This window comes from Pseudomonas sp. Ag1, assembly GCF_000278565.1.
Taxonomy (GTDB): Bacteria; Pseudomonadota; Gammaproteobacteria; order Pseudomonadales; family Pseudomonadaceae; genus Aquipseudomonas.
Map to the genome: position 1 here is coordinate 12,069 of NZ_AKVH01000093.1, position 20,242 is coordinate 32,310.

A 20,242-nucleotide genomic window follows, 5' to 3' on the forward strand; every position below is an offset into this window, starting at 1 on the left:
ACCATGCTGACTGAACATAAAATCCCGCTAGGCCAGTACATCGCTGCCTTCGTTGAGTGGTTGACCCAACACGGGGCCGCCTACTTCGACGCAATCGCATCGACCCTGGAAACGATGATCCACGGCGTGACGTTCGCGCTGACCTGGTTCAATCCACTGGCATTGATCGGTCTGATTGCGCTGCTCGCTCACTTCATTCAACGCAAATGGGGCCTGACCGTTTTTGTCATCGCCTCCTTCCTGCTGATCCTCAACCTGGGGTACTGGCAGGAAACCATGGAGACCCTGGCGCAAGTGCTGTTCGCCACCCTGGTCTGCGTGGTGATCGGCGTGCCGCTGGGCATCGTTGCCGCGCACAAACCGATGTTCTACACCCTGATGCGGCCGGTGCTCGATCTGATGCAGACCGTACCGACCTTCGTCTACCTCATCCCTACCCTGACCCTCTTCGGGCTGGGTGTGGTGCCCGGGCTGATTTCCACGGTGGTGTTTGCGATTGCCGCGCCTATCCGTCTGACTTACCTGGGTATCCGTGATGTGCCGCAAGAGTTGATGGACGCCGGCAAGGCCTTTGGCTGCTCGCGCCGTCAGTTGCTCTCGCGGATCGAACTGCCCCACGCCATGCCGAGCATCGCCGCCGGCATTACCCAATGCATCATGCTGTCGTTGTCGATGGTGGTGATCGCGGCCCTGGTGGGCGCCGACGGCCTCGGCAAACCGGTGGTCAACGCGCTGAACACCGCCGACATCGCCCTGGGCTTTGAAGCCGGCCTGGCGATCGTACTGCTGGCCATCATGCTCGACCGCATCTGCAAACAACCCGACGCCAAAGTAGGGGGTGATGCATGAGCATTATCCGATTCGAAAATGTCGACGTGATCTTCTCCAAAGACCCACGCGAGGCGCTCAAGCTGCTGGACCAGGGCATGACGCGCAACGAGATCCTGAAAAAGACCGGGCAGATTGTCGGCGTTGAAAACGCCAGCCTGGATGTCGAGAAAGGCGAGATCTGCGTGCTGATGGGCCTGTCCGGCTCGGGCAAGTCGAGCTTGTTGCGCTGCATCAATGGCTTGAACACCGTCAGCCGCGGCAAGCTGTTTGTGGAGCATGAAGGTCGCCAGATCGACATCGCATCCTGCACCCCCGCCGAGCTGAAAATGATGCGCACCCAGCGCATCGCCATGGTGTTCCAGAAGTTCGCCCTGATGCCCTGGCTGACGGTGCGCGAGAACATCAGCTTCGGCCTGGAGATGCAGGGCCGCCCGGAGAAAGAACGACGCAAGCTGGTGGACGACAAGCTGGAACTGGTGGGCCTGTCGCAGTGGCGCAACAAGAAGCCCGACGAGCTTTCCGGTGGCATGCAGCAGCGTGTCGGCCTGGCCCGCGCATTGGCGATGGACGCCGATATCCTGTTGATGGACGAACCCTTCTCGGCACTCGACCCGCTGATCCGCCAGGGCTTGCAGGATGAGTTGCTGGAGCTGCAACGCAAGCTGAGCAAGACCATCGTATTCGTGAGCCACGACCTGGATGAGGCGCTGAAACTCGGCAGCCGCATCGCGATCATGAAAGACGGCCGGATCATCCAGTACAGCGTGCCGGAAGAGATCGTGCTGAACCCGGCGGATGACTATGTGCGGACCTTCGTGGCCCACACCAACCCGCTGAATGTGCTGTGTGGCCGCAGCCTGATGCGCACGGTGGATAACTGCACCCACGTCAACGGCTCCATCAGCCTGGACCCGGGCGGTGACTCGTGGCTGGACCTGGCCGAAGGCAACACCATCAAGGGCGCGCGGCAGAACGGTTCGGTGCTGAACCTGCAGAACTGGGCACCGGGGCAATCGGTGGAGGGCCTGGGCCGGATGCCGACGCTGGTGGATTCGAATATCGGGATGCGTGAGGCGCTGCAGATTCGGTATCAGACAGGCAACAAGCTGGTGCTGCAGGACGACAACAAGGTGGTGGGGATTCTGGGTGACAGCGAGCTCTATCATGCCCTCTTGGGCAAGAACCTGGGCTAACAGACACCGCAACATAAATGTGGGAGCGGGCTTGCTCGCGAATGCGGTGTATCAGTGTCAGATGTACTGACTGACACTGCGCATTCGCGAGCAAGCCCGCTCCCACATTTTGCTCAGGTGGTGTCAGTAACGACACCACCTGTCCTTTCAACACTCAGCTATAGACACGGCCAAGGAGCTGCCGATGGCTTTCAAACTGATCGAGCACGTCCCGGGTGATCTGCTCCTGGGTGAAGCCCATCAGGTCGTATTCCTGAGGCCCGTTGTGCAGGTAAACCTCGGCGCGGTAGTAGCGCGTGCGTTCTTCCTCGGGCAAGTCGTTCGGTGCCGACGAATAAGCATCCAGGCTGACCTCGTAGACAAACGGATTGCCCTCTTGCATCTCGATGCGCACACCAATGCAGCGCTTGGATTTGCCCAGCAGGGTCTGCACTTCCAGCCCCTGGTCACGCAACGCAGTCGCCGCTTCTTCCAGCGCCGGCGTGACGTGCTTGTCCATAAAGCGTTGCACGGTACCCTGGCTCGGTTGCAGGTCCAGGGCAGTCAAACGCTCGCTGAAACCACGCCGACCACGCTCGGCCAACTGCGCCTGCTCCAACTCGATCGCCACGTCCTGGCGCATCGCCTTGTGCAGGCCGAACATGAAGAACACCAGCACCACCGAGAACGGCAAGCCCGCCAGCACCACCATGGTTTGCATGGCTTCGAAGTTACCGGCGAACAGCAGGCCGATGGTCACCAGGGTGATCACCGCCGACCAGAAAATCCGCAGCCAGTGCGGCGCATCTTCGTCAACGTTGCCGCCCTTGCAGGACAGGTTCGCCATCATCACCGCGCCGGAATCCGCCGGGGTCAGGAACAGTACGAAGCCCACGAAGATCGACACACCGATGACGATTTTCGACGCCGGGTAATGCTCAAGCAGTTGGTAGATCGCCATGGACGGCTGTTCCAGCGCCGTCTTGCCCAACTCCACCGCGCCATGGTTCACCACCAGGTCCAGGGCCGAGTTGCCGAAGATCGACAGCCACGCCAGGGTGAAGCCCAGCGGGATCAGCAGCACGCCGGCCACCAGTTCACGCACCGTGCGACCGCGGGAAATACGCGCGATGAACATGCCCACGAATGGCGCCCAGGAAATCCACCAGGCCCAGTAGAACAGGGTCCACAGGCCCATCCAGCGTTCGGTCTTGTCGGCGTCGCCTTCGTACACGTACAGGTCGAAGGTCTTCAGCACGATGCCGTTCATGTAGTCGCCGATGTTCTGCACGAAGCCGTTGAGCAAGTGCAAGGTCGGGCCGAACAGCAATACGAAAATCAGCAGGCCGCTGAACAGCACGATGTTCAGGTTGGACAGGCGGCGAATGCCGTTCTCCACACCCGACACCGCAGCAATAGTCGCCACGGTGCTCATCACGATGATCACGATCAGCAGGTTGGTGTTGCTGTGCTGCATGCCGAACAGGTTTTCCAACCCGGAGGACACTTGCATCGAACCAATCCCCAGGTTCGTCACCAGGCCCAGCAGCGTTACGAACATGCCGAAGCCGTCTACCGCGTGACCGGCCGCACCTTTGACCCAACGCTCGCCCACCAGCGGGTACAGCGCCGAACGCAAGGCCAGCGGCTGGTTATGACGGTAGGCAAAGTACGCCACGGCCAGGCCGACCAGTGCGTAGATCGCCCAGCCGTGCAGGCCCCAGTGCAGGAACGTCAACTGCAACGCCTGGCGTGCAGCTTCGCCGGTGGCCGACGCGCCTTCAGGCGGGTTGAAGTAGTGGTCCAGCGGCTCGGAGGCGCCGAAGTACAGCAGCGAGATGCCGATGCCCGACGAGAAGAGCATGCCGGCCCAGGCGCCGTAGCTGAAGTCCGGGGTGTCGTCCTTGCTGCCCAGTTTCAATTTGCCATAGGACGAAAACGCCAGGCCCACCACAAACACCAGGTAGGCGGCGATCACGACCATGTAGTACCAGCCAAAGCTTTTCGACAACCAGGCTTGGGCCACACCGAGCATCCTGCCGGCTTCCTGCGGGGCGATGATCAGAATCGCGGTCAACAACAGAATCAGCGCGGTGGAGGTGTAGAACACCCAACCGTTGACCCGCACCTTTTCTGGCGGGGTCTTTATAAGAGAGGCAGAACTCATGGCACAGATGCTCCGGGCAGTGCAGAGAAACACAAGGCAACGCTTGACCCGAGCCATCGATTTTTCGGCAGTCGACGGACGGGTGTATAAAGACACCCCGAAAAACCATAAACCCCCGGCGAACCGCTGTGCCGGGCTGTTTCATGGGTTTTCCCGATGTCAGGTGGCGCCACATGCACGTAGGAAATACCTGTAGGCAGCGACCATTTGTCGCAGATCTTATTCTTTGTTGATTGAACGTTCAATCAAAACAAAATAGACTGGCCCTCAAGCCGACGGACGTTTATCGCCCGTTGGCAGGCCTAAGGAGAGGTGCACGATGCCCAAGGTCGGTATGCAACCCATACGCCGCCAGCAGTTGATCGAAGCCACATTGACGGCCGTCGATCAGGTCGGAATGGGGGATGCCAGCATTGCGCTGATCGCCCGTCTGGCCGGTGTCTCGAATGGCATCATCAGTCACTATTTTCAGGACAAGAATGGCCTGATCGCCGCCACGATGCGGTACCTGATGAACGTGCTGATCGAGAACGTCACCGAGCGCCGGTTGGCGCTGAAAGATGACAGCCCGCGGGCCCATCTTCAGGTGATCATCGAAGGCAACTTCGACGCCAGCCAAGTCAACGGCCCGGCTATGAAAACCTGGCTGGCCTTCTGGGCCACCAGCATGCACCACCCGTCATTGCACAGGCTGCAGCGGATCAACGATCACCGTCTGTATTCCAACCTGTGTTGCCAGTTCCGCCGAGCGTTGCCGTTGCCCGAGGCACGCAGCGCAGCCCGAGGCCTGGCGGCCCTGATCGACGGTTTGTGGTTGCGCGGCGCCCTGTCGGGAGACGCTTTCGACACGGAGCAGGCGCAACGGATCGCTTACGAATACATGGATTTCCAATTGGCCAAGCAGGTGAGTTAGAGCACACATAAACGCTCAACTCCCGAACCGCGCCAACCACTAATGCACTTGCGAGGACTTTATGGCCCGTTTCGAACTGCAAAAACTCTACATTGACGGCGGCTACTCCGACGCTGGCAGCGATGCCACTTTCGAAGCCATCAACCCGGCTAACGGTGAAGTTCTCGCCAACGTGCAACGCGCCACCAAAGAAGACGTCGAGCGCGCTGTGGTCAGCGCCGAAAAGGGCCAGAAAATCTGGGCCGCCATGACTGCCATGGAGCGTTCGCGCATCCTGCGTCGTGCCGTCGACATCCTGCGTGAGCGCAACGACGAACTGGCCGCCCTGGAAACCCTGGACACCGGCAAGCCGTATTCCGAAACCCAATACGTCGACATCGTCACCGGCGCTGACGTGCTGGAATACTACGCAGGCCTGGTGCCCGCCATCGAAGGCGAGCAGATCCCGCTGCGTGACACCTCGTTCGTCTACACCCGTCGCGAGCCGCTGGGCGTCGTGGCCGGTATCGGCGCATGGAACTACCCGATCCAGATCGCCCTGTGGAAATCCGCACCTGCCCTGGCGGCCGGTAACGCGATGATCTTCAAGCCAAGCGAAGTCACCTCGCTGACCACCCTGAAACTGGCTGAAATCTACACCGCCGCCGGCGTTCCGGATGGCGTGTTCAACGTCCTGACCGGCAGCGGCCGTGAAGTCGGCACCTGGCTGACCGAACACCCGCGCATCGAGAAAGTCTCCTTCACCGGCGGCACCGACACCGGCAAGAAAGTCATGGCCAGCGCTTCGAGCTCTTCGCTCAAGGAAGTCACCATGGAACTGGGCGGCAAATCCCCGCTGATCATTTTCGACGACGCCGACCTCGACCGCGCCGCCGACATCGCGATGATGGCCAACTTCTACAGCTCGGGCCAGGTCTGCACCAACGGCACCCGCGTGTTCGTTCCGACCGCCCTCAAAGGCGCGTTCGAAGCCAAGATCGCCGAGCGCGTTGCCCGCATCCGCATCGGCAACCCGGAAGATGAAAACACCAACTTCGGCCCGCTGGTCAGCTTCGCCCACATGGAAAGCGTGCTCGGCTACATCGCCAAAGGTAAAGAAGAAGGCGCCCGCGTGCTGTGCGGCGGCGACCGTCTGACCGACGGTGAATTCGCCAAGGGTGCCTACGTGGCCCCGACCGTGTTCACTGACTGCACCGACGAAATGACCATCGTGCGTGAAGAAATCTTCGGCCCGGTGATGAGCATCCTCACCTACGACACCGAAGAAGAAGTGATCCGCCGTGCCAACGACACCGACTTCGGCCTGGCCGCTGGCCTGGTGACCAAGGACCTGAACCGCGCCCACCGCGTGATTCATCAGCTGGAAGCCGGTATCTGCTGGATCAACGCCTGGGGCGAGTCCGACGCGAAGATGCCGGTGGGCGGCTACAAGCAGTCGGGCGTGGGCCGTGAAAACGGGATCACCTCGCTGAACAACTTCACTCGCATCAAATCGGTACAGGTTGAGCTGGGCGACTACGCCTCGGTGTTCTAAAACCTGATTGAGCCTGGCATGGCCCATGTGGCGAGGGGGCTTGCTCCCGTCGGGCCGCGAAGCAGCCCCATGCCAGGTACCGCAGTTCTTTCAGACAGAACTCGAGCGCTGACTTTGCGACTGCTGCGCAGTCGAACGGGAGCAAGCTCCCTCGCCACAAAAGCAGCCTGAACCAACTTTCACGAGGGTGCATTTAATGTCCCAAGAATACGACTACATCATTGTGGGTGCCGGCTCTGCCGGTAACACCCTGGCGACCCGTCTGACCGAAGACGAAGGCGTCACCGTCCTGCTGCTGGAAGCCGGCGGCCCGGACTATCGTTTCGATTTCCGTACCCAGATGCCAGCCGCCCTGGCGTTCCCGCTGCAAGGCCGCCGCTATAACTGGGCCTACGAAACCGATCCAGAGCCACACATGGACGGCCGCCGGATGGAGTGCGGTCGCGGCAAGGGCCTCGGCGGCTCCTCGCTGATCAACGGCATGTGCTACATCCGCGGCAACGCGATGGACTACGACAACTGGTCGAAACTGCCGGGCCTGGAAGACTGGACCTACCTGGACTGCCTGCCGTATTTCCGTAAAGCCGAAACCCGCGACATCGGCCCGAACGACTACCACGGTGGCGACGGCCCGGTCAGCGTGACCACGCCAAAGGCCGGCAACAACCCGCTGTTCCACGCGATGGTTGAAGCCGGCGTACAGGCCGGTTACCCCGCTACCTCCGACTTGAACGGCTACCAGCAGGAAGGCTTCGGCCCGATGGACCGTACCGTGACGCCAAACGGTCGTCGCGCCAGCACCGCTCGCGGTTACCTGGACACGGCCAAGAAGCGCTCGACGCTGACCATCGTCACCCATGCCCTGACCGACAAAGTCCTGTTCGAAGGCAAGCGCGCCGTTGGCGTTCGCTACCTGATCGGTGCCGCTGAAGAACGCGTTGAAGCCCGTGCCCGCAAGGAAGTCCTGGTGTGCAGCGGCGCAATCGCTTCGCCGCAACTGCTGCAACGCTCCGGTGTTGGCCCGGCGAAACTGCTGGAAAGCCTCGACATTCCGGTGGTCCACGACCTGCCTGGCGTCGGCGAAAACCTGCAGGATCACCTTGAGCTGTACCTGCAATACGCGTGCACCCAACCGGTCTCGCTGTACCCGTCGCTGCTCTGGTACAACCAGCCGGCCATTGGTGCCGAGTGGCTGTTCAACGGCACCGGCATCGGCGCCAGCAACCAGTTCGAAGCGGGCGGTTTCATCCGTACCCGTGAAGAATTCGATTGGCCGAACATCCAGTATCACTTCCTGCCGGTAGCGATTAACTACAACGGCAGCAACGGTGTGAAAGAGCACGGTTTCCAGGCGCACATGGGTTCCATGCGTTCGCCGAGCCGTGGCCGCGTGCAGCTGAAGTCGAAGAACCCACGGGAATACCCGAGCATCCTCTTCAACTACATGTCTACCGAACAGGACTGGCAGGAATTCCGCGACGGCATCCGCCTGACCCGTGAAATCATGCAACAGCCGGCACTCGACCAATACCGTGGCCGCGAAATCAGCCCGGGCATCGACGTACAGACCGACGAGCAACTGGATAAATTTATCCGTGAGCACGCCGAGACGGCGTTCCACCCGTCCTGCTCGTGCAAGATGGGCACCGACGAGATGGCCGTGGTTGACGCCGAAGGCCGCGTGCATGGCATGCAGGGTCTGCGCGTGGTTGACGCCTCGATCATGCCGATCATCACCACCGGCAACCTGAACGCGCCGACGATCATGATCGCCGAGAAAATCGCCGACAAGATCCGTGGCCGCAAGCCACTGCCGCGCAGCACTGCGGATTACTACGTGGCAGGCGATGCGCCGGTGCGTGGCAAGCCGATGCGTGAAGTGGGTCCTACTGCGCAGTAACTGATGGACCGAGGTGCTCCCTTCGCGAGCAAGCCCGCTCCCACATTTTTGACCGTGTGAACCCGATCAAATGTGGGAGGGGGCTTGCTCCCGAAGAGGCCCGATCTGACACCGCAAGACCTCCCGCCCGCCTACACTTTCCTTGATCAGCTCCCAGCCCAGGCCTACTCTGTTTGCCTGCCCGCGCCGAGCCGCCCACAAGGAAGGCCCCATGTTCGAACACCACGCCACACTCAAAAAGCAGTTCAGTGCCCTGCGCACCACCGCCGAATTCTTTTCCCTGCGCTACGTCCGCGAGTCCGGCCAGTACCTGTCGGTACGCAAGAACGTCGCCGAGCCGCCACACCTCAGCCAGGACGAAGGCGCGATGCTCACCGTGCGCCTCAATGGCGTCGAAGCCTACGCCGCCACCCACGACATTTCCCTGCCCGGCCTGCAAGCCGCCCTTGAGCGCGCCGAACAGCAAGCCCGGCTCATCAAGCCCCACGCCCTGCTCGACCTGCGCGACCAGCCAGTGTCCAGCGACATTGCCGACTACCTGTCGCCGAACCTAGACCAGCCCTTTCCGTCCCTGAGCGACTGCTACCAACTGCTCGGCGCCGAATCGGCCGCCGTGCCCAAGGACGAGCGCCTGGTGAACTGGGAAGTCAGCCTGGGCACCACCCACGTCGAACAGATCTACCTCAACAGCGCCGGCGCCGAACTGCGCCAGGCCCAGCGGTTTGTGTTCCCGGGTGTCAACGTCACGGCCTACGACGGCAACGACAGCCAGACCCGCACCCTGGGCGGCACCAACTTCGGCCAGCAAGGCGGCTTTGACGTGATCAGCCGCTTCGGCCTGGTGGGCGCGGCCCCAAAAGTCGCAGACAGCGCCCTGCAATTACTGTTGGCGCCAAACACGCCCAACGGCAAACGCGACCTGCTGCTGACGCCCGACCAGATGATCCTGCAGATCCACGAATCCATCGGCCACCCGCTGGAACTGGACCGCATCCTCGGCGACGAGCGCAATTACGCCGGCACCAGCTTCGTCAAGGCCAGCGATTTCGGCCATTTGCAATATGGCTCCAACCTGTTGAACGTGACCTTTGACCCGGACATTCCCGAGCAGCTTGCCAGCTATGGCCATGACGACGACGGTACCAAAGCCAGCAAGCAATTCCTGATCCGAGAGGGTCTGCTGCTCAAACCGTTGGGCGGGGCGCTGTCTCAATACCGTTCTGGCATGGACGGCGTGGCCAACAGCCGTGCCTGCAGCTGGAATCGCGCGCCGATCGACCGCATGGCCAACCTCAACATCGAGCCCGGCAACAAAAGCATGGCGCAGCTGATTGGCGGTATCGAGAACGGCATCCTGATGTCCACCAACCGTTCGTGGTCGATTGACGACGCGCGCAACAAATTCCAGTTCGGTTGCGAATGGGGCCAGTTGATTGAAAACGGTGAACTCAAAGGCGTGGTCAAGAACCCCAACTACCGGGCGATCTCCGCACAGTTCTGGCGCAACCTCAGCGCTGTAGGCGACGCCAGCACCTCCAGGGTCCTGGGTACGCCAAACTGTGGCAAGGGCGAACCGAACCAGGTGATCCGCGTCGGCCATGCATCGCCGGCCTGTGTGTTCAGCAATATTGATGTATTTGGGGGAGATGCCTGATGAACAACTTCAAGGCATTGGTCGATTGGCTCAAGCAGGCCATCACCGAGACAGAACAATTCCACCTCGGCTACGCCGACGAGTCCTCCGAGTTTGTGCGTTTCAACCACGGCAAAGTGCGCCAGGCCGGCCAGGTGCAACAAGCCAGCCTGAACCTGAAGCTGATCAACGACGGGCGCCACGCCGACCTCGGTATCACCCTGGCGGGCGAGCCTGAACTGGATCGCCAGCGCCTGGCCGACGGCCTGCAACAACTGCGCGAGACCTTGCCGTTGTTGCCGCAGGATCCGTACCTGCTGCTCAACCACAACGCCTGGCAAAACAAGGACCAGCAGGACCGACCACTGCCGGACCTGGCCCAGGTGCTGGAAGCAGTCAGCCTGGCCGCTGAAGGTGTGGACATGGTCGGCTTCTACGCCGCCGGCCCTATCAGCCGTGGTTTCGCCAGTTCATCAGGCGCCTTCGGCTGGCACCAGGCCAACAGTTTCAACTTCGACTTCAGCCTGTTCCACGCCAACGGTGAAGCGGTGAAAGCCAGCTACGCCGGCAACGATTGGGACAGCGTGGCCTTCGCCCAGCGTTTCAAGCAGGCCCGTGAGCAACTGGAATACCTTGGTCGCCCGCTGCACCCGCTGGCACCGGGGCAATACCGCGCCTACCTGGCACCGGCGGCCATGGAAGAGATCATCAGCATGCTGACCTGGGGCGGGTTTTCCGCCCAGGCCATCGCCAGCAAAGGCAGTCCGTTGCAACGGTTGTATGGCGGTGATCAGTCCTTGAGCCCGCTGGTGACCCTGGACGAACAGGTCAGCGGCTCCCTGAGTTCGGCGTTTTCCCGTGACGGCTATCCGCGCAGTGATGTGAAGCTGATCAATGCCGGCAAGGCTGAAGGCCAATTGGTGAACTCTCGCAGTGCTGCCGAATACGGCTTGAGCACCAATGGCGCCAGCGGCGATGAATCTCCAAGCGCCCTGCAGATGGCCGCCGGCGACCTGGCTCAGGCCGATATCCTCAAGCAACTGGGTACCGGCTTGTACATCAGCAACCTGTGGTACCTGAACTACTCCGACCAGCCCGCCGCACGCCTGACCGGCATGACCCGCTTCGCCACGTTCTGGGTCGAAGACGGCGAGATCAAGGCGCCGGTCAGCACCATGCGTTTTGATGACAGCGTTTACAACCTGCTGGGCTCGCAACTGGAAGCGCTGACCGCTGATCGGGAATTGCTGCTGTCGGCGAGTACGTACAGCCAGCGCAATACCTCGTCGAATCTATTACCGGGCGCATTGGTAAAACGCCTGACCCTGACCTTATAAGCAACGCAAAACCCATGTGGGAGCGGGCTTGCTCGCGAATGCGGCGTGTCAGCCACTACATCTGTGACTGAGGCACCGCATTCGCGAGCAAGCCCGCTCCCACAGTTGATCGCATTCCACATTTTGATTCGGTTCATCCTCAAAGCCCCACTCCAGACACCTGGCCGTCCGGCCAGTTGTCGCTCGCGAAAAACCTCGTTATAAAGGTTGGTGGCACCTAGCCACGTCCGCGCGGTAAAAAAACTCAAACAACACCCCGCCGTCCTCAACCCACTTGCACGCAAGTGATGCACGACCTTGCCCGGGATAGGGCAAGCTGGAGCGTTGACATGAACCATGGAAGTTTTGTCATTGAAAAGCTGTTCAAGCACTACAACGTTCACGTAGAGCAGCTTGGTAACAACCCAGAGAAGAAAACCGTGCTGTTGGTCAACGGCGCGCTGTCCACCACCCGCTCGTTTGCACGCACCAGCAAGTGCCTGTCCGAGCACTTCAATGTGCTGATGTTCGACCTGCCGTTCTCCGGCTATTCACGCCCGCACAACACCGACCTCGACCTTGTGACCAAGGACGATGAAGTGCAGATCCTGCGCGCTCTGGTGGAACGCTTTGAGGTCAACCACCTGGTGTCTGCCTCATGGGGCGGGATTTCCACGCTGCTGACCCTCGCCCATAACCCGCCGTCGATTGAAAGCTCGGTGGTGATGGCACTGGCGCCCAACCTCAACCAGGCCATGCTCGAATACGTAGAGCGGGTGCGCGTGCTGATCGAGGCCGATGACAAATCCGCCGTCGGCCATCTGCTGAATGAAACCGTGGGCAAATACCTGTCGCCCCGGCTCAAGCGCAACAACCACCGGCACCTGTCGACCATGGCCACCACCGAGTATCGCCAGGCACGCTTCCATATCCATCAGGTGCTGGCCCTGGGTGACGGCAACTACCTGCCGCAACTGACCCGGATCGAAACCCCGGTGCACTTCCTCAACGGCGTGCTGGACGAGTACACCCCGGCAGACGAAGCCCAACTGTTCAAGAAATACGTAGGCCGCAGCAGCTTCGCCACCGCCGAACACACCGGCCATTTGCTCGACCTGGAATCCCGCGAAGCGGCCCTGGCCGTGCACCGCGCGCTGATTGATTTCCTGGTGGGCAAACACGTGGCGTTGTCAGATATAGACGAAGGGCCTGTGGGAAAAGGAGCCGCCGATGGCGCATAATCGCCGACACATAGGCTGCTAACAAAAAGGTAACTCATGCCGAATCGCGCCCCTCTCGATGCCAAGACCGCCCGCTGGCTACCCTGGGTGGTAGCGATTGCCTTCTTCATGCAGTCGCTGGATGGGACGATTCTCAACACCGCCTTGCCGGCCATGGCTCGAGACCTGGCGGAGAACCCCTTGCGCATGCAAGGCGTAGTGATTGCCTACATGCTCACCGTGGCCCTGCTGATTCCCGCCTCGGGTTGGGTGGCCGACCGCTTCGGCACCAAGAAGATTTTCTTCGGCGCGATCATGCTGTTCAGCATTGGCTCGTTGCTCTGCGCGCTCTCCAGCACGCTGACCATGCTGGTGGGCGCCCGGGTGATCCAGGGCCTGGGCGGTGCGTTGATGTTGCCGGTGGGCAGGCTGGTGGTGCTGCGCGCCTACCCGCGCTCGGAGCTGGTGCGGATCATGGGTTTCATCACCATTCCCGGGCTGCTGGGCCCGCTGCTCGGCCCGACCATGGGCGGCTGGATGGTGCAATACCTGACCTGGCACTGGATCTTCCTGATCAACCTGCCAGTGGGCATCATCGGCTGCTACGCCGTCTGGAAATTCATCCCCGACCTGCGCGGCAGCGAACGTACGCGGTTCGACGGCGTGGGTTTCCTGCTGTTCGGCGCGGCGATGGTGCTGATCACTATCGCCATGGAAGGCCTCGGCGAATTGCACCTGCCGCACCTGCGGGTGATGTTGCTGCTGTTCGGCGGCCTCGCGTGCCTGGCGGCGTATTGGCTGCGCGCCGGGCATATCGACAACCCGCTGTTCTCGCCGGTGCTGTTCAAGACCCGGACCTTTGCGGTGGGCATCCTCGGCAACCTGTTCGCTCGCCTGGGCAGCGGCGCGTTGCCTTTCCTGGTGCCGCTGTTGCTGCAGGTGGCGCTCGGTTACTCACCGTCCGAAGCCGGGATGAGCATGCTGCCCCTGGCGGCGGCGGCGATGTTTGCCAAGTCCATCGCCCGGCCGCTGATCGAGCGCCTGGGCTACCGCGTGGTGCTGACCGGCAACACCCTGGCGCTGGGCATCATGCTGGCAAGCATGGGCCTGGTCAGCGAACACACGCCCTACCCGCTGCTGCTGAGCATGCTGGCGATCCTCGGGGCGATCAACTCGCTGCAATTCACCGCGATGAACACCGTGACCCTGATCGACCTCGACGACGCCCAGGCCAGCAGCGGCAACAGTTTGCTGTCGGTGGTGGCGCAGTTGTCCCTGAGCCTTGGGGTGGCCTGCGCCGGTGCGCTGCTGGGTGGTTTTACCGCCGAAGTGGGCAACGACGGGGTCGACACCGTGCTCGGCGCGTTCCAGTTGACCTTCGTCACCGTGGGCATCATGGCGATGCTGGCGGCGGCGATCTTCCTGCAATTGTCGCCAAAAGACGGCAAACGCGTGGTCAGCCGTGAGCACGACATTGAGCATTAACAGGCTTCTCGTCTAGAACTTGCAGGGAAAATCCCACGGGGCTGGTACACTGCGCGACATTTTGTTTTGCAGAGCCAGTCCCGTGACTACCATCGCCACCGCTTTTAATACTTTGCCCCTGTCCGCCGCCATGCTGGCTAACCTCGACTCGCTGGGTTATGTCGAGATGACGCAGATCCAGGCGCAAAGCTTGCCGGTGATCCTCAAAGGGCTGGACCTGATTGCCCAGGCCAAGACCGGCAGCGGCAAGACCGCAGCCTTCGGCATCGGCCTGCTGAACCCGATCAACCCGCGCTACTTCGGTTGCCAGGCACTGGTCATGTGCCCGACCCGCGAGCTGGCTGACCAGGTGGCCAAGGAAATCCGTCGCCTGGCCCGCGCCGAAGACAACATCAAGGTGCTGACCCTGTGCGGCGGCGTGTCCCTCGGCCCGCAGATCGCCTCCCTGGAGCACGGCGCCCACGTCATCGTCGGCACCCCGGGCCGCATCCAGCAGCACCTGCGCAAGGGTTCGCTGGTTTTGGACGGCTTGAACACGCTGATCCTCGATGAAGCCGACCGCATGCTCGACATGGGCTTCTACGACGCCATCGAAGACATCATCAGCAAGACCCCGGCCCGCCGCCAGACCCTGCTGTTCTCGGCCACCTACCCGGTGAGCATCAAGCAACTGGCCTCGAAATTCATGCGCGCGCCGCAACAGGTCAAGGCCGAAGCGTTCCACTCGGACGATCAGATCGAGCAGCGCTTCTACGAGATTTCCCCGGAAGAGCGCATGGACGCGGTGACCAAGGTCCTGGCGCATTTCCGTCCGGCTTCTTGCGTAGCCTTCTGCTTCACCAAGCAGCAAGTGCAGGAAACCGTGGATCACCTGACCTCCAAGGGCATCTCCGCCGTTGGCCTGCATGGCGACCTGGAACAGCGCGACCGTGACCAGGTGCTGGCGATGTTTGCCAACCGCAGTACATCGGTACTGGTGGCCACCGACGTAGCCGCCCGTGGCCTGGATATTGATGCGCTGGACATGGTGATCAACGTCGAACTGGCCCGCGACTCGGAAATCCACATTCACCGCGTGGGCCGTACCGGGCGCGCGGGTGAGACTGGCATCGCTATCAGCCTGGTTGCCCCGTCTGAAGCCCACCGCGCCCAGGCCATCGAGCAGTTGCAGAAGTCGCCGCTGAACTGGGACCAGTTGGACAACCTCAAGCCGCAAAGCGGCGGCCCGTTGCTGCCGGTGATGAGCACCCTGTGCATCGCCGCCGGCCGTAAAGACAAGGTTCGCCCGGGCGATATCCTTGGCGCACTGACCGGTGAAGCCGGGATTCCGGGGGCCCAGGTCGGCAAGATCGCGATCTTTGATTTCCAGGCGTTCGTGGCCGTTGAACGCGGTATCGCCAAGCAGGCGCTGCAGCGTTTGAATGACGGCAAGATCAAAGGCCGTTCGTTGCGCGTGCGTATCCTGTAAAGATCTCAAGCTATACCGAGATCAAAAATGTGGGAGCGGGCTTGCTCGCGAATGCGGTATATCAGTCGACAGATTCGGTGACTGACACTGCGCATTCGCGAGCAAGCCCGCTCCCACATTTGACTGTATTCCAATTCAGAATTTGTATGAGGACATGGCTGTGCGCTCGACCGAAGTTGTGATCATTGGCGCCGGCGCCGCAGGCTTGATGTGTGCGCTGACCGCCGCCGGGCGTGGGCGCAAGGTGATGTTGATCGACCACGCGAACAAGGCCGGCAAAAAGATCCTGATGTCCGGCGGTGGCCGCTGCAACTTCACCAATATGTACACGGAGCCCGCCAACTTCCTCTCCCACAACGCGCACTTCTGCAAGTCCGCCCTGGCCCGCTACACCCAGTGGGATTTCATCGCGCTGGTGGCCAAGCACGGCGTGCCGTACCACGAGAAAAAACTCGGCCAGCTGTTCTGCGACAACAAGTCCAGCGACATCCTCGGGATGCTGCTGGATGAGTGCATCCAGGTCGGCGTGAGCATGCACCTGGACACCTCGGTGCAGGAGATTGCCAAGGTCGATGGCGGCTATCAGTTGCAAACCACCCTGGGTGAGTTGCGCTGCGAATCACTGGTGATCGCCACCGGCGGGCTGTCGATCCCGACCCTGGGTGCCACCGGCTTTGGTTACCAGGTCGCCAAGCAGTTCGGCCATGAACTGCTGCCAACGCGCGCCGGGCTGGTGCCGTTCACCATCACCGACCAGCTCAAGGAATTGTGCGGCGAGCTGTCCGGTACGTCCGTGGATTGCCTGGTGAGCTGCAACGACCAGAGCTTTCGCGAGAACATCCTGTTTACCCACCGCGGCCTGAGCGGGCCGGCGATCCTGCAGATTTCCTCCTACTGGGAACCCGGCGACACGGTGGAAATCAACCTGCTGCCCGACCACGACGCCCACACCTGGCTGCAAGCGCAACAGGTGGAGCGCCCGAACAGCGAGCTGAAAACCCTGCTGGGTGAGATCTTCACCAAGAAGATGGCCAACCTGCTGGCCGAAACCTGGTTCGTTTCCAAGCCGATGAAGCAGTACACCCACGCCGAGATTGCCGACATCGCCGGCAAACTGGGGCGCTGGCAACTGGTGCCGGCGGGTACTGAAGGCTATCGCACCGCCGAGGTCACCCTGGGTGGCGTGGACACCCGGGAAGTCTCGTCCAAGACCATGGAATCCCTGAAAAGCCCTGGTTTGTACTTCATCGGCGAAGTGTTGGATGTGACCGGTCACCTGGGCGGGTTCAATTTCCAGTGGGCGTGGGCCTCCGGTTATGCCGCTGCCCAATTTGCCTGACGGAACCCGGTAAAAAAATGTGGGAGCGGGCTTGCTCGCGAAGGCGGAGTGTCAGCTAATACATCAGTGACTGATACACCGCCTTCGCGAGCAAGCCCGCTCCCACATTTGGTTCGTGGTGTGCTTGGAAGTAATGACTGGAATAAATTTTGCTCTCAGATGTGATCGCCACGCTTGCCGTGGCGTCATTACTGGCTCAATTTAGCGGCATCGTCCCGGAAGACCCCAGACTTCATGTCATCGACCTCCTTCAAGCAGTCCATGCGGCGCCTTTGGGCACTGGATAAGTTCAGTTACAGCGTACGGGTATTCATCGCCCTGACCGGCAGCATGGCGCTGTGCTGGTACCAGAATGAAATGGCGCTGCTGATCCCGCTGTTCCTGGGCATTATTGCCAGCGCCCTGGCCGAGACCGATGACAACTGGCAAGGCCGGCTCAACGCCCTGGCCGTGACACTGGTGTGCTTCAGCACTGCGGCACTGTCCGTCGAACTGCTTTTCCCTTATCCCTGGATCTTCGCGATCTTCCTGGCTCTATCCAGCTTCGGCCTGACCATGCTCGGTGCCCTCGGCGAGCGTTATGGGGCGATCGCTTCGGCCACCCTGATTCTCTCGGTCTACACCATGATCGGCGTGGACCAGCGCGGTGGCGCCGTCACCGACTTCTGGCATGAACCCTTGCTGCTGGTGGCCGGCGCCGCGTGGTATGGCGCGCTGTCGGTGTTGTGGCAGGTGCTGTTTTCCAACCAGCCGGTGCAGCAGAGCCTGGCGCGACTGTTTCGGGAGCTGGGGCGTTACCTCAAGCTCAAGTCGTCGCTGTTCGAACCGATCCGCCAACTGGATGTGGAAGCGCGGCGCCTGGAACTGGCGCAGCAGAACGGCCGGGTGGTGGCAGCACTGAACGCCGCCAAAGAGATCATCCTGCACCGGGTCGGCAATGGTCGCCCGGGCTCCAAGGTCAGCCGCTACCTCAAGCTGTACTTCCTGGCCCAAGACATCCACGAGCGCGCCAGCTCCTCGCACTACCCTTACAACGCCCTCGCCGAAGCCTTCTTCCACAGCGACGTGCTGTTCCGCTGCCAGCGCCTGTTGCGCCAGCAAGGCAAGGCCTGCCAGACCCTGGCCGAATCGATCCAGATGCGCCAGCCGTTCGTTTATGACGACAGCTTCGCCGAAGCCCTGGGCGACCTCAACGCCTCCCTGGAACACCTGCGCATCCAGAGCAACCCGGCCTGGCGCGGCCTGCTGCGCTCCCTGCGCGCCTTGGCGGCCAACCTGTCGACCCTGGACCGCCTGCTGGGCGACGCCGCCAACCCCGACAGCCTGGCCGATGCCACCGACAGCAGCCTGCTGGACCGTGCACCGCGCAACCTCAAGGAAATGTGGACGCGCCTGCGCACGCAGTTGACGCCGACTTCGTTGCTGTTCCGCCATGCCCTGCGCCTGCCCCTGGCGCTGAGTATCGGCTACTGGATGGTGCACTTGATTCACCCGTCCCAAGGCTATTGGATCATCCTCACCACGCTGTTCGTGTGCCAGCCAAACTACGGCGCCACCCGGCGCAAGCTGGGCCAGCGGATCATCGGCACCGCCATCGGCCTGACCATCGCCTGGGCGCTGTTCGACCTGTTCCCCAACCCGCTGATCCAGTCGATGTTCGCCATTGCCGCCGGCCTGGTGTTCTTTATCAACCGCACCACGCGCTACACCCTGGCGACCGCTGCGATCACGCTGATGGTGCTGTTCTGCTTCAACCAGGTGGGCGACGGCTACGGGCTGTTCCTGCCACGGCTGTTCGATACCTTGCTCGGCAGCCTGATCGCCGGACTGGCAGTGTTCCTGTTCCTGCCGGACTGGCAGGGCCGGCGCCTGAACAAGGTGTTGGCCAATACCCTGACCTGCAACAGCATCTACCTGCGCCAGATCATGCAGCAGTACGCCGCGGGCAAAAGCGACGACCTGGCTTACCGCCTCGCCCGGCGCAATGCCCACAACGCCGACGCCGCGCTGTCCACCACCCTGGCGAACATGCTGATGGAGCCGGGGCATTTCCGTAAGGAAGCGGACGTGGGGTTCAGGTTCCTGGTGCTGTCCCACACGCTGCTCAGCTACCTGTCGGGGCTGGGCGCCCACCGGGAAACCCAACTGCCGGCGGAAGTGCGCGAGCACTTGATCGAAGGCGCCGGGAAGACGCTGGCGGCGAGCATCGACGAGATCGCCACGGGGCTGGCGAACAAGCAGCCAATTGCGATTCAGAGTGATGCCGAGGAAGCCTTGGCAGTGGACCTGGAGCAGATGCCGGATGAAATTGACGAAGGGCAGCGGCTGGTGCAGACGCAATTGGCGCTGATCTGCCGGCAACTGGGGCCGTTGCGCACGTTGGCGGCTCACCTGATCAAAGATACCAGCGAAGCCTGAACCCTCTTCGCGAGCAAGCCCGCTCCCACATTCGGCCGAGTTCCACCTTTGGAATGCGGTCGAATGTGGGAGCGGGCTTGCTCGCGAAGGGGCCATTAGCCTCACTACATCCCGTGCTGCTTCATCAACCGCGCATAACTGCCATCCACTTTCATCCTGGCAATCTCCCGATCAAACCCGGCAACAATCTGCTGATGCTGAGGATTTTTCAGGCTAACCAGAATGTGCAGGCTGTTTTCGCTCAGCGGCACCGGCAAAAACTCCACCGCGTTGCGCACGGTGGCGGACTCCCGAGCCAGGTAGTAGCGGGCGACGAATTCGTCCTCCAGCGTCAGCCGCACCCGCTGCGCCGCCAGCATGCGCACGGCCATGGCGAAGTTATGCACCGGGACTTTCTGCAATTGCGGATCGGCATCGAACGCCGCTGAATAGGCATAGCCACGCACCACCGCGACGGGGTAGTCGTGCAACTGCTCCAGGTTCTGGTATTCGATGGGATCGTCGCGGCGCTTGAGAAACAGCACCCGGTTGAGCAGGTATTCGCCGGAAAACTGCCCCAACTGAGTACGCGCATCGTCGTACCAGGCGTTCACCAATACGTCGTAACGCCCATCGCCCACGCCCATCAGCGCCCGCGCCCAGGGCACCTGTTCAAACTCACTGGCGTAGCCGGCACGGGCCAGGGCGGTGGTCACGATGTCGGTGGCCAAACCACCATTGACCAGGGTGGCGTCAGTGAACGGCGGCCAGGCATCCGCCACCAGTCGCAAGCGTTCTGCCGCCGCCGCCTGGGCCAGCAACAACAAACCGATCAAAGCAACGGCACGAGAAAATCGCGGCATGCTC

General features: G+C 61.6%; 14 protein-coding genes. 12 read left to right on the forward strand and 2 right to left on the reverse strand.

The features are described 5' to 3' along the window. Positions 1-3 precede the first annotated feature (3 nt). Together choW and choV are read left to right on the forward strand one after the other, a co-directional pair. The gene (gene choW, locus A462_RS20395) at positions 4-849 is read left to right on the forward strand and encodes a choline ABC transporter permease subunit (RefSeq protein ID WP_003216909.1); all 846 of its coding nucleotides are present in this window, start codon (positions 4-6) and stop codon (positions 847-849) included. Next, a complete protein-coding gene (choV, locus tag A462_RS20390; protein WP_008434041.1) occupies positions 846-2,024 on the forward strand; it encodes a choline ABC transporter ATP-binding protein in 1,179 nt (392 codons plus the stop codon). The genes choW and choV overlap by 4 nt, the downstream gene beginning before the upstream one ends. Positions 2,025-2,178: 154 nt before the next feature. On the opposite strand, the gene A462_RS20385 is transcribed toward choV, so the two are convergent. Then, positions 2,179-4,113 carry a BCCT family transporter gene (locus A462_RS20385; RefSeq protein ID WP_236260840.1) on the reverse strand — a complete coding sequence of 645 codons (1,935 nt, stop codon included), beginning with the start codon at positions 4,111-4,113 and terminating at the stop codon, positions 2,179-2,181. 376 nt (positions 4,114-4,489) lie between these two features. Here A462_RS20385 and betI point away from each other — a divergent pair, with 376 nt between their 5' ends. The 10 genes from betI to yccS all read left to right on the forward strand — a co-directional run bounded on the left by betI (position 4,490) and on the right by yccS (position 19,396). Continuing rightward, positions 4,490-5,083, forward strand: a complete 594-nt coding sequence (betI, locus tag A462_RS20380) for a transcriptional regulator BetI (RefSeq protein WP_003216902.1) — start codon at positions 4,490-4,492, stop codon at positions 5,081-5,083. Between the two features lie 61 nt (positions 5,084-5,144). Beyond that, a complete protein-coding gene (gene betB / locus A462_RS20375; protein ID WP_008434045.1) occupies positions 5,145-6,617 on the forward strand; it encodes a betaine-aldehyde dehydrogenase in 1,473 nt (490 codons plus the stop codon). Between the two features lie 196 nt (positions 6,618-6,813). Then, a complete protein-coding gene (betA, locus tag A462_RS20370; protein WP_008434047.1) occupies positions 6,814-8,517 on the forward strand; it encodes a choline dehydrogenase in 1,704 nt (567 codons plus the stop codon). Between the two features lie 211 nt (positions 8,518-8,728). After that, positions 8,729-10,171, forward strand: a complete 1,443-nt coding sequence (locus A462_RS20365) for a TldD/PmbA family protein (RefSeq protein ID WP_008434050.1) — start codon at positions 8,729-8,731, stop codon at positions 10,169-10,171. Beyond that, the gene (locus A462_RS20360) at positions 10,171-11,487 is read left to right on the forward strand and encodes a TldD/PmbA family protein (RefSeq protein ID WP_008434052.1); all 1,317 of its coding nucleotides are present in this window, start codon (positions 10,171-10,173) and stop codon (positions 11,485-11,487) included. The genes A462_RS20365 and A462_RS20360 overlap by 1 nt, the downstream gene beginning before the upstream one ends. Before the next feature lie 329 nt (positions 11,488-11,816). Beyond that, positions 11,817-12,707, forward strand: a complete 891-nt coding sequence (locus tag A462_RS20355; protein WP_003216895.1) for an alpha/beta fold hydrolase — start codon at positions 11,817-11,819, stop codon at positions 12,705-12,707. A 36-nt stretch (positions 12,708-12,743) separates the two neighbouring features. Next, entirely contained in the window at positions 12,744-14,171 is a 1,428-nt protein-coding gene (gene mdtD / locus A462_RS20350) for a multidrug transporter subunit MdtD (RefSeq protein WP_003216894.1), read from the forward strand. 130 nt (positions 14,172-14,301) lie between these two features. Continuing rightward, positions 14,302-15,639 (forward strand): ATP-dependent RNA helicase DbpA, encoded by a 1,338-nt coding sequence (gene dbpA, locus A462_RS20345; protein ID WP_231988901.1) that lies wholly within the window; start codon positions 14,302-14,304, stop codon positions 15,637-15,639. Between the two features lie 160 nt (positions 15,640-15,799). Continuing rightward, positions 15,800-16,978: an NAD(P)/FAD-dependent oxidoreductase gene (locus A462_RS20340; RefSeq protein ID WP_008434057.1), complete on the forward strand. Its 1,179-nt coding sequence runs from the start codon at positions 15,800-15,802 to the stop codon at positions 16,976-16,978. A 234-nt stretch (positions 16,979-17,212) separates the two neighbouring features. Then, positions 17,213-19,396, forward strand: coding sequence for a YccS family putative transporter (gene yccS, locus A462_RS20335; protein WP_003216889.1), 2,184 nt, complete (start codon positions 17,213-17,215; stop codon positions 19,394-19,396). A gap of 104 nt (positions 19,397-19,500) precedes the next feature. On the opposite strand, the gene A462_RS20330 is transcribed toward yccS, so the two are convergent. Further along, positions 19,501-20,238, reverse strand: coding sequence for a substrate-binding periplasmic protein (locus A462_RS20330; protein WP_008434060.1), 738 nt, complete (start codon positions 20,236-20,238; stop codon positions 19,501-19,503). Positions 20,239-20,242: the final 4 nt, after the last annotated feature.

Bases quoted from the DNA above. Each gene is read 5' to 3' on its own strand.
- betB (WP_008434045.1), top strand. From the start codon at position 5,145: ATGGCCCGTTTCGAACTGCAAAAACTCTACATTGACGGCGGCTACTCC.
- choW (WP_003216909.1), top strand. From the start codon at position 4: ATGCTGACTGAACATAAAATCCCGCTAGGCCAGTACATCGCTGCCTTC.
- A462_RS20355 (WP_003216895.1), top strand. From the start codon at position 11,817: ATGAACCATGGAAGTTTTGTCATTGAAAAGCTGTTCAAGCACTACAAC.
- A462_RS20330 (WP_008434060.1), bottom strand. From the start codon at position 20,238: ATGCCGCGATTTTCTCGTGCCGTTGCTTTGATCGGTTTGTTGTTGCTG.
- mdtD (WP_003216894.1), top strand. From the start codon at position 12,744: ATGCCGAATCGCGCCCCTCTCGATGCCAAGACCGCCCGCTGGCTACCC.
- A462_RS20360 (WP_008434052.1), top strand. From the start codon at position 10,171: ATGAACAACTTCAAGGCATTGGTCGATTGGCTCAAGCAGGCCATCACC.
- betI (WP_003216902.1), top strand. From the start codon at position 4,490: ATGCCCAAGGTCGGTATGCAACCCATACGCCGCCAGCAGTTGATCGAA.
- betA (WP_008434047.1), top strand. From the start codon at position 6,814: ATGTCCCAAGAATACGACTACATCATTGTGGGTGCCGGCTCTGCCGGT.
- A462_RS20365 (WP_008434050.1), top strand. From the start codon at position 8,729: ATGTTCGAACACCACGCCACACTCAAAAAGCAGTTCAGTGCCCTGCGC.
- yccS (WP_003216889.1), top strand. From the start codon at position 17,213: ATGTCATCGACCTCCTTCAAGCAGTCCATGCGGCGCCTTTGGGCACTG.
- choV (WP_008434041.1), top strand. From the start codon at position 846: ATGAGCATTATCCGATTCGAAAATGTCGACGTGATCTTCTCCAAAGAC.
- dbpA (WP_231988901.1), top strand. From the start codon at position 14,302: ATGCTGGCTAACCTCGACTCGCTGGGTTATGTCGAGATGACGCAGATC.